Genomic DNA, 13,014 nt, shown 5'->3' on the forward strand with positions numbered 1-13,014 from the left:
TCCGAGGAGCTTGCATGACCGCCACCGACGCACCGACGCTCCCCATCGGGGCGGCGTTCGACCGGATGCCGTTCTCCCGCCGGCACGTGCTCATCGCGCTCGCCCTGTTCATCGCCTTCGTCATCGAGTCCTGGGAGCAGCTGGCCCTGGTCTACGTCTCCGGCGACCTCGGGCCGGCGTTCGGCATCGACGAGGCCGGGATCGGCGTCGTGCTGTCGGCGGTGGCGTTCGGCATGATCCCCGGCGTGCTGGTCTGGGGACCGCTCGCCGACCGCGTCGGGCGCCGGCCGACCGCGTTCTGGTCGCTGCTGGCATACGGCGTGATCGCGCTCGCCTCGGCGTTCGCGCCGAACATGGCGACCCTGGTCGCGCTGCGCGTCTGCTCCGGGCTCGCGCTGGCCGGGGTCTACACCATCACCTTCCCGCTCTTCCTGGAACTGCTGCCGACCAGGCACCGGGGCCGGGCCGCGGTCTACCTGTCGATCGGCTGGCCCATCGGCATGCTGGCGGCCATCGCCGCCTCGGTGACGCTCGGCGGGCTCGGCTGGCACGTCGTGGTCATCGCCAGCGCGGCGGCCGGGCTGTGGGCGTTCGCGATCAGGGCGTGGGTGCCCGAGTCGCCGTACTGGCTGGCCGCCCGCGGGCGGCAGGAGGAGGCGCGGGCCGTGCTGCGCGTCCTGGGCAGCCCCGACGCCGAGGCCACGTTCACGATCGCCGGAACGGTGGCCGGCGCGCGGGCCGGCAACCCCATGGACCTGTTCCGCGGCCGGCTGGCCCGGATCACCGTGCTCATGCTGCTGCTCAACTTCGTCTTCAACTGGGGCTACTGGGGGCTGCAGACCTGGCTGCCGACGCTGCTGCAGGCCAAGGGCCTGTCGCTGTCGGCCTCGCTCGGCTTCGCCGCGCTCAGCGCGCTGATGATGATCCCCGGTTACGTGAGCGCGTCCCTGCTGACCGGCCGGTTCGGCCGCAAGAAGGTCTTCCTGTTCTACGTCGTCGCCGCCGTGCTGGGCGGCCTGTGGTTCGCCACCGCGAGCAGCCTGACCGGCCTGTACCTGGGCAACTTCGTCCTGTCGTTCTTCAGCCTGGGCGCGTGGGGCGTCTGGAACACCTGGAACGGCGAGTTCTACCCGACCGCCCTGCGCGGCACCGGCTACTCCTGGGCCACGGCCTCCCAGCTCGTGGCCACCACGGTCGCGCCGTCGGCCGTGGGCGCGCTGCTGGCCCACGCCACCGGCTTCACCGCGACGATGCTGGTGATCAACGCGTTCATGGTGGCCACGGCGCTGCTGGCCATGCCGCTGCCCGAGACCGAAGGGCGCGAGCTGGAGTGATCCTCGGCGTCGCGCTGGACGGGCCGTCGCCGGCGGTGGTGGCCGTCGGCGACGGCGCTCCGCCGTCGCAGGCCGTACGCGCCTGCGTGGCGGTCGACCTCGACGGGATAGCCCGCGCGCCGGTGGCCGCGATCCGCGTCGGCGGACCGTGCCCGCCGGTGCTGCGGCCGGTCGCTGACCCGGGGGTGGCCACGATCGTGCGCGGCGGGCACAGCCTGACCGGCCGCCCGCTGGCGCCGCTGGACACCGGCGCGGTACGCGAGTTCGCCGCCGGCTGCGGCCTGGTCGACTTCGCGGTGACGGCGACCGGCTCGCCGATGCTGGCCGACCACGAGCTGGCGGTGGCCGCGATCATCGCCGCCGAGGTGCCCGCGGCCAGGATCACGCTGTCGTACGAGTTCGGCCGCCCCGGCCTGCGGGAACGCGAGGCGCACGCGATCCGGAACGCGGCGCTCGGCCCCGAGGCGGGCCGGATCGCCGACCGGGTGGCGCGGGAGCTGCCCGGGGTGCCGGTGTTCTTCGCCCGCACCGGCAGCGGCCTGGTGTCGGCGCACTACTTCCGCAGGTTCCCGCGGGCCTGCGACCGCGGCGGGACGACCAGCCTGCGCCGCGGCCGGGCCGCCCTGGCCACGGCGGACGTCCCGGCGCCGTTCCAGGTGATCGAGTCCGCGGGCGAGGACCTGCTGGCCGCGGCCTACGGCGCGGCGCTCGCCCGTCCCGAGGCCCAGGTGGAGCGCATCGTGCAGGCCCGCGGCCGGGCCGAGCTGGACCGGGCGCTGCAGGACGCCAGGGACGAGGCCCTGACCCGCGTGGTCAGCGCCGGCGCCGCGCCCGGCTTCGCCCGGATCGCCGAGACCACCGTCAACCCGCTGTCCTACCTGCCCGACGGCTTCTACCGGGTGCGCGTCACGGCCGAAGGCGCGACGCCGTGACCCGGCTCGTGGGCCCCGATGAGCTGCGCCGCTTCTCGGCGGGGTCGCGGCTGTTCGCCACGGGCGCGGGCGAGTCCTCCTACGGCCTCACCCTGGCCTGGGCGGAGTCGGTGCTCGGCGACGGCGTCGAGCTGGCCGCCGCGCACGAGCTGGACCCGGGGACGTTGTGCATGGTGGTCAGCCTGGTCGGGTCCACGACCGCGCTGGGCGAGCAGCTGCCCGCGGGCGACGAGCCCGTACGGGCGGTGCGGGCGCTGGAGCGGCGGCTGGGGGAGCGGGCCGGAGCCGTGGCGGCGCTCAATCTGGCGGCCGAGAACGCGCTGATCCCGCTGGTCGCCGCCGCGGCCCTGGGCGTGCCGCTGGTCGACGGCGACGGGACGGGCCGGGTGTTCCCGCTGGTGGAGCAGACGACGTACACGCTGGGCGGGCTGAGCGCGTCCCCGCTGGCGCTGGCCGGGGCGTCGGGGGAGCTGGCGCTGCTGGAGACCGCGGGCGGCCGGGTGGAGGAGCTGCTGCGTCCCGTCGTGCTGGCGGTGGGCGGGTGGGCGGTGGCCGCCTGCTACCCGATGGCGGCGCGGGACCTGGCCCGGGTGCTGGTGCCGGGCACGGTCAGCCTGCTGCTGGCGGCCGGGGTGCCCGGCGCGCCGCGCTCGGCGGCCGCCCCGTACGGGGTGCGCACGCTGTGCGCGGGCCGCATCCTGGCCGTCGAGGGCAGCACGGGGCACGGCGTCGACGTGGCCATGCCCTCGCTGCCCTCCAGCATCGTGGTGCAGGAGACGGGCGGCCTGCGCAGGCTCGTCCGGCTGGAGGCGCACAACGAGATCGTGCTCGCCCTGGCCGACGGGGCGCCGGTGGCGATGGCGCCGGACCAGATCTGCATGATCTCGTCCGCCGACGGCCTGGTCGTGGACGTCGACAAGGCGGCGCCCGGCATGGAGGTGGAGGTCATGGTGGTCAAGGCCGCGCCGGTCTGGCACACGGACGCGGGGCTCGCGCTGGGCGGGCTGCGGGCGTTCGGGATCCCGTTCGAGCAGCGGGCGGAGTCGCCGTGAGCGGCCTGCGCGAGCCCGGCTGGGAGGCGCCGGTCACGGTGGCGGAGCTGGTCAACGCCGGCCCGCTGGCCGGGGCCAGGATGTACGGCAGCGGCGACAACCCCGTGCACCAGGTCCGCATCGTGGACGACCTGTCGGTGTTCGGCGCGGTGACGCCGCACACGGCGGTCGTGCTGATCGGCGCGGCGGCCGGCGGCGGCTGGGCGGTCGAGATGGCCATGCGCCGGGCCTGGGAGCAGGCGGCGGCCTGCGTGATCGCGCCGTCGGGCGGCCTGAGCGCCGGGTCGGGCGAGGTGCTGGCCGAACGGCTCGGCGTCACCCTGATCTTCGTGGACGAGGACCCGTTGATCGTCGCCGTCCGGGTGGCCTCGGCGGCCTCCAGGCCGGAGGCGGCCCGCACCCAGCTCGTCGCCCGCTGCGCGACCCGGCTGGCCGACGCGGGCCCCTCGGCGCGGCGGGTGCTCGGGGTGCTCAACGCCGAGCTGCCCGGCACGTCGGTGGCCTTCCTCGACCGGTACGGCCTGCACGTCGCCGGCCGCCAGAGCGCCACCCGCGCGCCGGGCGAGCACGAGCCGGCCCGGCCGCCGGGGTCCCGGTGGGCGGCCGAGGTCGAGGTGCCCGGTCAGGAGGGCCCGGCGCTCGGGACGCTGGTGGCCGCCGGCACGTCCCGCTCGCCCGGCTGGCCCGCGGTGGTGCGGACCGTGCTGGGCCTGGCGGTGGCCCCGCTGGCGGCGTGGGCGGCCCAGGAGCGCCTGCGCGCCTCGCGCGACTTCGCGCTGCAGTCGGCGCTGGCCCGGCGGCTGCTCGCGGCGGGCCGGCCGGCCCACGAACCGGCGGGCGACGGCGGCATCTGGCTGGAAGGGGCGCCGGCCGAGGCCGTGGCGCTGGGATGGGGGGTGCGCGGCACGCTGACCGCCTACCACGTCCGCCCGATGGGGGCGCTGGCCGACGACGGGCCGCTGGTGCAGGCGCTGGTCACCGCGGCGCTGGGCCAGGTGCCGGTGCTGCGGCGCGGCGAGGGCTGGGCCGGGTGGTCGCCGGAGCCGCCCGGCGAGCTCGCCGAGCACCTGCGGCGCTGCGTGCACGGCATGCCCTGGCCGTGCGCGGCCGGGGTGGGCGCGGCGGTGGAGGGGCTGGAGGCGGTGGGGGAGTCGCTGCTCGGCGCCGAGGCGGCGGCGTTCGTGGCCGGCGCGGGCACGGTGGCCCGCGCCGACCGGATGGGACCGGCCGAGCTGCTCGGCGCGCTCCCGGCGGGGGTGCTGCGCGCGCCGGCGACCGTCGTGCTCCAGCCGCTGCTGGCCGTCGACAAGGACGGCACGCTGCTGGTGACGCTGGCCGCCGTCCTGGACGAGGGCGGCGCGCTCAAGGCCGCCGAACGCCTGGGCGTGCACCGCAACACGGTCACCACCCGCCTGGACCGCATCAAGGCCGCCGGCTTCGACCTGGACGACGCCGCCACCCGCCTGGCGCTGCAGCTCGCCTGCCACGTGCTGCTGCGCTGAGCCGGGCGGCGGCGTCGCCGGGTCAGTAGCCCCTGGTGAGGTGGACGCCCGCGCCGACCTTGCGCCGCTTCCCGACGCCGTCGAGGAGGTTGCCCGAGGAGGCGATCGACATCGACTCGCCCTCGCCCTTGGCCAGCAGGATGCCGGTCTCTTGCTTGGTGCCGTGGCCGACGACGGTGTTGCCGGTGATCGCGGCGTGGCCCGCGCCGTAGTTGACCGCGTCCAGCGCCAGGTAGACGAAGTCCACGCCGTCCGGGAGCGGGCCGGTCGCGGCGATCTTGCGCTCGGGCGGCGCCGCGCCGCTCTGGCGGGCCTTGCGCAGCTCGGCCAGCGCGTTCGGCGGCGGCAGGAACTTGTGCACGCGGTTGCCGGTGATCGTGGTGGCGGCGTCGCCCTGCAGGTCGCAGCGGATGCCGTAGTACGTCTGGCCCGCCGTGCTCTCGGCGCCGAAGTCCTCGATGTAGTTGTCCTGGATCGAGGTGCCGAAGCAGCGGTGGGCGTCGATGGCGTTCTTCGGCGTCCCGTACAGGTGCAGGCCGCTCATCGTCCAACCGGCCGCGTTGTCGCTCTGGATGGCGCTGGTGCCGCTGAAGCCGATCCAGGAGCGCTGCAGCGTCCAGTCGGTGACGGAGTTGCCCGGGTCGACGACGCGGATCCCGGCCTCGGCGGCGCCTTCGATGTAGACGTCGCTGATGACGCTGTTGACCATGGTGTTGCGCAGCGTCGTGCCGTTCCTGGACGGATTGCTGATGCGGATGCCGTCGGACGGCGTGCCGTAGATGTCCACGTCGTAGACCCGGGTGTTCCACGAGCGCAGCAGCAGGCCGACCGTGCCGGTGTTGTGGTCGCGGTTGCCGTCGATGGTCAGCCGCTCGACCCGCACGCTCTCGCCGCTGAACTCGGTGTCCTCCAGCCAGCCCTTGGAGGCCAGCACGGCGGGCAGGTTGGCGCCGTCGGCCTGCTTGAGCACCGTGCCGGCCTTGGCGTCGCCCCGGTAGGTGCGCCGGTCGGCCAGGCTGATCGTGGCGTTGATCAGGCACGGCCCCTTGATGACGATCTCGTCGCCGTCCTTGGAGGAGTCGATGGCGGCCTGGATCGCCGCGGCGTCGCCGGGGGCGTCGGAGCAGGCGGCCTCCACCCTGGCGGCCGAGGCGGGCGCGGCCGGCGTCAGCACGGCGACGCCGGCCAGGCCCGCGGCGAGCGCGGCCGAGCCCGCGAGCAGGCGCGTTCGTAACGCAGTCATGAGAGTCCCCTCGTGAAGATGGTCATGACGGGGACACAGCCTCCCCAGGCTTCGCGTGCCCCCGCGTTGTCGATCATCTTCACAGACCGGCGAACAATCCGTGCGATTTTCGGTCGAATGCGGATCAGTTCGTGATCATGCCCTCGGCCAGGTCGGCCGCCCGCGCCAGGGGGGAACGCCGGTCGGCCGGGCCGTAGCCGCCGCCTCCGCCGGACTCGCAGCGCAGCACGTCACCGGCCGACACCGGCAGGGCGTTGACCTTGAGCATCCGGCGCTCGCCCGCCGTGCCCGGATTGAGCGTCACCCGCGGGGGAGCGCCCGCCGCGCCGCCGGCCAGGCCCCACGCGGGCGTGACCGAGCGCTCGAACCACAACGACAACGAGGTGTCGCCGCAGAACTCGTACTCCCGCACCACGCCGTTGCCGCCGCGCCACTGACCGGCGCCGCCGGTGCCCGGACGCATCTCGTAGCGGCGCACCCGGACCGGGAACAGCGTCTCCAGCACCTCGATCGGCATGTCCCGCAGCGAGCCGTTGACGTTGTTGATCAGGCAGGACTCGCCGTCGCCGCCCTCCCACGCCCCCCAGCCGCCGACCGTGGCCTCCTGGGAGACGTACAACTTCCCGGTACGCGGGTCCGTCCCGGTGAACTGCACGATCATCGAGTCCCCGTACGAGGCCGCCGCCGCCTTGCCCGGCAGCGCCGGGGCCAGCGCCTTGACCACCAGGTCGATGAGCAGCCCGAGATGGGAGTAGTAGTACTGGCAGGCGGCCGGCGACCGCGCGGCCAGCATCGAGCCCGGCCGGGTCTCGACGCTCAGCGGGCGGAAGGAGCCGCCGTTCAGCGGCACGTCCCCCGACACCAGCAGCTTGTACCCCACCCGCACCGCCGCCACGGCCTGCGCCGCGCCGCAGTTGACCGGCCCGCGGGCCTGGTCGGCGCAGTCGGTCAGGTCCACGCGCATCGACTCGCCCGACACCGTGACCCGCACGTTCACCGGCAGCGGCGTGGCCAGGTCGACGCCGTCGTTGTCGAGGAAGCCGGACGCCTCGTACACGCCGTCGGGGATCGCGGCGATGGCCTGGCGTTCCATGCGCTCGGTCTGGGCGAAGATCTCGTCCCGGGCGGCCATGACCGTCTCCAGGCCCCAGCGCGAGACGATCTCCTGCAGCCGCCGCTGGCCGGTCATCGCGCAGCTCACCTGGGCCCGCATGTCGCCGAGCGTGGCGTGCGGGAAGCGCACGTTGCGGGCGATCACCTCGTGCAGGTCGCGGCACGGCCGCCCGCCCGCGTACACCTTCACCGGGCCCAGCCGCAGGCCCTCCTGGAAGATCGAGGTGGAGTCCATCGAGCCGCCCGGGTCCTTGGAGCCGACGTCCAGCCAGTGGGCGCGCGAGGCGGCGAACCCGGCCAGCTCGCCGCCGGCGAAGATCGGGCCGTAGACGGTGACGTCGTTGAGGTGGGTGCCGCCGACGTAGGAGTCGTTCAGCACCCACACGTCGCCCTCCTGCCACACCTCGCGGCCGTACATGCGCTCGGTCTCGCGGGTGCACACCTCCAGGTTGCCCAGGAAGATCGGCAGGCCGGACGACTGCCCCAGCACGTTGTGGTCGCGGTCGAGCAGCGCCACCGCGCAGTCCTTGGCCTCGTAGATCACCGGCGTGTACGAGCTGCGGATCAGCGTGGTGTTCATGTCCTCGGCCGCCTGCAGCAGAGCGCACCGGATGATCTCTGTGGTAACCGCGTCGATCACTGGGTCGATCACTGGGTCGATCATTGGGTCGATCACTGGACGTCCACCTTCACGATGAGGAAACCGTTGTCGTCGACGGCCGCCAGGCAGCCCGGCGGGATGACCGTGGTCGCGGTCTCCTCGACCACGATCGCGGGCCCGGCGAACGAGCCGGACAGGCCCGCCCGCCGCAACACGGGCGTGCGGTGCACCACCCCGTCGAAGATCACGTCCCGGACGTTTGCCGACGCCTCCTCGCGCGGCTCGGCGGCCCCGGCGGCGGCGCGCGGGAACGAGCCGAACCCGGTGCTGCGCAGCATGACGAACTCGACCGGCGCCTCGGGGGTGGCGTGGCCGTACCGGCTGGTGTGCGCCTCGGCGTAGCGGGCCGCGACCGCGGCGAGGAAGCCCGGCTCGCCCGGCTCGGCGGCGTCGCGCAGCGGGACGGTGAGCGTGTAGTCCTGGCCCTCGTAGCGCATGTCCACGGCGTGCTCGACCCGGCGGCGCTCCTCAGGGACGCCCTGCCCGGCCAGCGCCTCCAGCGCCTCCCGCTCCAACGTCGCCAGATGCCCGGCCATGTCGTCGCCGTCGAGCGTGTCCTGCGGCCGGAAGTACGGGTGCGTCAGGTCCCGCCGCACGTCCGCCTCCAGCATCCCCCAGGCCGAGAACGCCCCCGGGAAGCGCGGCACGACCACCTCGGAGATGCCCAGCTCACGGGCGATGAAGACGGCGTGCATCGCGCCCGCGCCGCCGAAGGCGACCAGCGCGAACTCCCGCGGCTCCACGCCGTGCTCGACCGTCAGCGTGCGGATCGCCTGGGCCATCTTGGCGTTGGCCACGTCGCACACGCCCTCGGCCAGCCGCAGCGGGTCCAGGTCCAGCTCCCGCGCCAGCGTGACCACGGCCGCGCCCGCCGCCTCCTCGTCCAGCGTCATCAGCCCGCCCGCGAACCAGGCCGGGTCCACCCGGCCGAGCACCACGTTCGCGTCGGTCACGGTGGGCCGGGTGCCGCCCCGCCCGTAGCAGGCCGGGCCCGGCACGGCCCCGGCCGACTCCGGGCCGACGCGCAGCGCGCCCGCCTCGGCGTAGGCGATCGAGCCGCCGCCCGCGCCGATGGTGTGCAGGTTCACGATGGGCATGAGCACCGGGTAGCCCTCGATGCGGGCCTCGGCGCTGACGTCGGGCCGCCCGTTCACCACGAGCGAGACGTCGAAGGAGGTGCCGCCCATGTCCACGCAGATCGCGTTCTCCCGGCCCAGCATGCGGGCCGCGGCGACGCCGCCCATCGTGCCGCCGACCGGCCCCGACAGCAGCGTCTGCAACGGCCGCCGCATCGCGTACGAGGCGTTGACCAGCCCGCCCGACGACTGCATCACGTGCACCGGCACCGACAGGCCGCGCTCGGCGAAGCGCCGCTCGATCCTGGCCAGGTACCTGCGCACGACCGGCCCGGTGTAGGCCTCCAGCACCGCCGAGGAGGTGCGCTCGTACTCGCGCCACTCGCGCGCGACCTCGTGCGAGAGCACCACGAGCACGTCCTCGCCCAGCTCGGCCCGCAGGATCTCGCCCGCGCGCAGCTCGTGCGCGGGGTCGGCGAAGGAGAACAGCAGGCACACGGCGACGGCGTCGAAGCCCTCCTCGCGGGCGCGCCGCGCGGCCCGCCGCACCGCCTCCTCGTCGAGGGGTTCCAGCTCGCGGCCCCGGTGGTCGAGACGGCCGCCGGCCTCCATGACGTCCTGGCGCGGCACGAGCGGCGACGGCTTGCGGTAACGCAGGTCGAACATGCGGTCGCGGTTGCCGCGGGCGATCCGGTAGACGTCCCCGGCGCCCCGGCTCGCCAGCAGCAGCACCCGCGCGCCCTTGCGCTCCAGCAGGGCGTTCAGCCCCTGCGTGGTGCCGTGCACGAAGAAAGAGATGGCCGCGGGGTCGTCCACGACCCGGCCGAGCGCGGCGAACACGCCCTCGGCCAGGTCCCCCGGCGTGGTGGGCGCCTTCGAGGCGGTGACGGCCCCCGTGCGCTCGTCGTAGCAGACGACGTCGGTGAAGGTGCCGCCGATGTCCATGGCGACGCGATAGGTCATGCGCCGCACCGTACGCGCGCGGCGGCGCCGCGATCATGGGCGTCCTGCACAGGGGAGGGACGCCTCCCGTGCATCGCGCTCAACCGGGTGCGCCCGCCCAAAAATCTACAACGTAAAGGCGGTAGCCTGGCAGGCGTGTCCCAGTCGTACCTCACCCTCGCGACCGGCGTCGAGCACGAGACCGAGGTGCGCCGCTCCCGGTTCGTTTGCGCGCTGGCCCCCGCCCGTACCGTCGAGGAGGCCGCCGCCTTCATCGCCGCCCGCCGCCGCGAGCACGCCGGCGCCACCCACAACTGCACCGCGTACGTGATCGGCGGGCGGCTGCAGAAGGGCGACGACGACGGCGAGCCCGGCGGCACGGCGGGCACGCCGATGGTCCAGGCGCTGGTCGGCCGGGGGTTCAACGACGTGGTCGCGGTGGTCACGCGCTATTTCGGCGGCGTCCTGCTGGGCGCGGGCGGCCTGGTGCGCGCCTACGGGGGAGCGGTGACCGAGACGCTCGACCTGGTGGAGCCGGTGCGGATGGTCCCGGCCAGGCTGGTGAGCGTCTCGGTGGCCCACGACCAGGCCGGCCGGGTGGAGAACGACCTGCGCGCCTCCCGCTACGCGCTGCGCGAGGTGACCTACGCGGCCGGGGTGACGTTCTCGGTGGCGGTGGGGGAGGAGGAGGTGGCGGCGTTCGGCGAGTGGGTGGCCGCGCTGACGGCCGGCCGGGCCCGCGTCGAGGTGGGCGAGGGCGTGCACGTGCCCGGCTGAGGCCGCTCAGCCCTCCAGGGCGTACTGCATGACGCGGAACTTGGCCTGGGCCTCGGCCAGCTCGGCGGCCGGGTCGGAGTCGCCCATGATGCCGCCGCCGGCGAACAGCCGGGCGCGGTTGCCCTCGATCAGCCCCGAGCGCAGGGCGATGCCCCATTCGCCGTCGCCGTGGGCGTCGATCCAGCCGACCGGGCCCGCGTAGCCGGCGCGGTCCATGCCCTCCAGCTCGCGGATGACCTTGATGGCGGTGTCGGTCGGGGTGCCGCCGACGGCGGCGGTGGGGTGCATGGCGGCCACCACGTCGAGCACGGACGCGCCGTCGGCCAGCCGCCCGGTGACGTGGCTGGCCAGGTGCTGGACGTTGGGCAGCACGAGGAGTTCGGGCTCGTCGGGGGTGTGCAGGGAGGAGCAGAGGGGGGCGAGGGTCTGGCGCACGGAGGCGATGGCGCACTCGTGCTCGTGGCGGTCCTTCTGGGAGGCGAACAGCGCGGCGCCGCGGGCGACGTCGTCGGCCGGGCCGGTGCCGCGGGCGGTGGTGCCGGCCAGGACGAGGGACTCGATCTCCTGGCCGGTGCGGCGGATGAGCAGCTCGGGGGTGGCGCCGACGAGGCCGGCCACGGAGAAGGTGTAGCACTCGGGGTAGCGCCGGGCCAGCCGGGTCAGCAGCAGGCGCACGTCGATGGGGTGCTCGGCGGTGGCGAGCAGGTCGCGGGCGAGCACGACCTTCTCCAGTTCGCCGTCGCGGATGCGGCGGGCGGCCCGGGCGACGACGTGCTCCCATTGGGGGGCGGTGAGGCTGCCGTCGCCGTAGCTGATGCGGCCGGGCTCGCGGAGGGGGCTGAACGTCTCCAGCGGGGCCTCGCCGACGGTGGTGAGCCAGGCGCGGCCGCCGCGGCGGGCGAGCACGGCGCGGGGGACGACGAGCACGGACCCGGGGGCGTCCTCGTCGAAGGTGAAGCTGCCGAAGGCGACGGGGCCGGAGCCGGAGCCGGGGGCGCGCCCGGCGTCGTCGGCGGGCGCGTCGCCGAGGACGGTGCGCAGCCACTCGCGGGCCCAGGCGAAGCGGCCGGGGCCCGGCGGCACGGCGACGCGGGCGGCCTGGCCCCATCCCACCAGGCCCTCGCCGTTCCTGATCCAGGCGTAGGGCGCCGTCTTCGGGAGGGATGCCAGCAGGTCACCGGGGTCGCCGACAGGGGTGGTGCGAACCGGTAGCGGGCGGGTTGTTCCGAGCGCGACACTCACTCAAGACACTCTATGCGGGAACTGAACACGTTCGACTCGGACCCCCGTGAATGCGGTGTTACTGCCCACGAGCCAGGAAATAACCGGATCTTGACGTTCATTGGGGGCGCCCAGCTCGCGGAGGCACTGTCAAGCGGCGATAGGAAGACGGTCCTGAAATGGCAGACCTCGCCTGAAGGTCATGGTGCGTCCTTGATCGACTCCCTACCTTTGGGGCCATGATCGGTCGCCTGTCCCCTGTCGTCACCGCCGTCCTCGTCCTGGCCGCTTCGGGCCCCGCGCAGGCCGTCGCCGCAGCTCAGCCCGTCCCTGAGACGATGGCGGCGCTGGGCGACTCGATCTCCACGGGCTTCAACTCCTGCGGCTGGTACGTCTCCTGCGCGGCCCGTTCCTGGGCGGCCGGCGACAACGCGCAGGTGGTCAGCCACTACCTCCGGCTGCGGGGCCTGGCTGGAACGCTCCATCGGGAGAACTTCGCGGTGCCCGGCTCGACGAGCGCCGACCTGCTCGGCCAGGTCAACCAGGCGATCGCGGCGAAGGCCGATTATGTGACGATCCTCATAGGCGCCCAGGACGCGTGCAAGCGCACCGAGCGGGAGATGACGCCGGTCGCGCTCTACCGCCGGCGCATGGACGCCGCGCTGTCGGCCCTGCGTGCCGGGATGCCGCAGGCCAGGGTGTTCATCGCCAGCGTGCCCGACCTGCGGCGGTTGTGGCAGGTCGGCAAGGGCAACCCGCTGGCCCGTACGTTCTGGACCGTCGGGAGGATCTGCCAGACCATGCTGGCCGATCCGGCCTCGGTGAAGAAGGCCGACGTCGAGCGGCGGGCCCGGGTGCGGGCGCGGGTGATGGCCTACAACAGGGAGGCGGCGCTGGCGTGCGAGGCGATGGGGCCCTCGTGCGACACCGACGAGGGCGCGATCTTCTCCTTCCCGTTCACGCTCGACCACGTCAGCAAGTGGGACTTCTTCCATCCCAACCTCGCCGGGCAGAAGGCGCTGGCCGAGCAGACGTTCGAGCACGGCTTCGTCTGGGAGGACCCGCGCTAGGTGCTGTTTCTTAGATCTGCTGACTGATCGTGCCTGGGCGGTCACGATTGGCCTATGGGTCGAGGTGACTTAACTAACGCGGAGTGGGAGC

At 74.3% G+C, this 13,014-nt stretch carries 10 protein-coding genes; 6 read left to right on the top strand and 4 right to left on the bottom strand.

All coding sequences use genetic code 11. The annotated features are described in order from the left end of the window. The first annotated feature begins 14 nt into the window (after nt 1-14). From ACFYUV_RS44305 to ACFYUV_RS44320, 4 genes are read left to right on the top strand one after another with little or no spacing between them, the layout of a single operon-like run. A complete protein-coding gene (locus ACFYUV_RS44305; RefSeq protein WP_387680314.1) occupies nt 15-1,334 on the top strand; it encodes an MFS transporter in 1,320 nt (439 codons plus the stop codon). Next, entirely contained in the window at nt 1,331-2,266 is a 936-nt protein-coding gene (locus tag ACFYUV_RS44310; RefSeq protein ID WP_387680317.1) for a hypothetical protein, read from the top strand. The genes ACFYUV_RS44305 and ACFYUV_RS44310 overlap by 4 nt, the downstream gene beginning before the upstream one ends. Continuing rightward, the gene (locus ACFYUV_RS44315; RefSeq protein WP_387680319.1) at nt 2,263-3,318 is read left to right on the top strand and encodes a DUF917 domain-containing protein; all 1,056 of its coding nucleotides are present in this window, start codon (nt 2,263-2,265) and stop codon (nt 3,316-3,318) included. Before ACFYUV_RS44310 ends, ACFYUV_RS44315 begins: the two co-directional genes overlap by 4 nt. Then, nucleotides 3,315-4,820, top strand: a complete 1,506-nt coding sequence (locus ACFYUV_RS44320; RefSeq protein ID WP_387680322.1) for a PucR family transcriptional regulator — start codon at nt 3,315-3,317, stop codon at nt 4,818-4,820. The genes ACFYUV_RS44315 and ACFYUV_RS44320 overlap by 4 nt, the downstream gene beginning before the upstream one ends. A gap of 22 nt (nt 4,821-4,842) precedes the next feature. On the opposite strand, the gene ACFYUV_RS44325 is transcribed toward ACFYUV_RS44320, so the two are convergent. The 3 genes from ACFYUV_RS44325 to ACFYUV_RS44335 form a co-directional block, all read right to left on the bottom strand. Further along, a complete protein-coding gene (locus ACFYUV_RS44325) occupies nt 4,843-6,063 on the bottom strand; it encodes a right-handed parallel beta-helix repeat-containing protein (protein ID WP_387680324.1) in 1,221 nt (406 codons plus the stop codon). Between the two features lie 124 nt (nt 6,064-6,187). Next, a complete protein-coding gene (locus ACFYUV_RS44330; RefSeq protein WP_387680326.1) occupies nt 6,188-7,828 on the bottom strand; it encodes a hydantoinase B/oxoprolinase family protein in 1,641 nt (546 codons plus the stop codon). Nucleotides 7,829-7,848: 20 nt separating this feature from the next. Further along, nucleotides 7,849-9,876, bottom strand: coding sequence for a hydantoinase/oxoprolinase family protein (locus ACFYUV_RS44335; RefSeq protein WP_387680329.1), 2,028 nt, complete (start codon nt 9,874-9,876; stop codon nt 7,849-7,851). 135 nt (nt 9,877-10,011) lie between these two features. Between ACFYUV_RS44335 and ACFYUV_RS44340 the strand changes: the two genes are divergently transcribed. Further along, nucleotides 10,012-10,632: a YigZ family protein gene (locus tag ACFYUV_RS44340; RefSeq protein WP_387680331.1), complete on the top strand. Its 621-nt coding sequence runs from the start codon at nt 10,012-10,014 to the stop codon at nt 10,630-10,632. A gap of 6 nt (nt 10,633-10,638) precedes the next feature. On the opposite strand, the gene ACFYUV_RS44345 is transcribed toward ACFYUV_RS44340, so the two are convergent. Continuing rightward, nucleotides 10,639-11,874, bottom strand: coding sequence for an isochorismate synthase MenF (locus tag ACFYUV_RS44345; RefSeq protein WP_387680334.1), 1,236 nt, complete (start codon nt 11,872-11,874; stop codon nt 10,639-10,641). A 218-nt stretch (nt 11,875-12,092) separates the two neighbouring features. On the opposite strand from ACFYUV_RS44345, the gene ACFYUV_RS44350 reads away from it, so the two are divergent. Then, nucleotides 12,093-12,923, top strand: a complete 831-nt coding sequence (locus ACFYUV_RS44350) for an SGNH/GDSL hydrolase family protein (RefSeq protein WP_387680337.1) — start codon at nt 12,093-12,095, stop codon at nt 12,921-12,923. The last annotated feature ends 91 nt before the right edge of the window (nt 12,924-13,014 follow it).

This window comes from Nonomuraea sp. NPDC003560, assembly GCF_042878785.1.
GTDB lineage: Bacteria > Actinomycetota > Actinomycetes > Streptosporangiales > Streptosporangiaceae > Nonomuraea.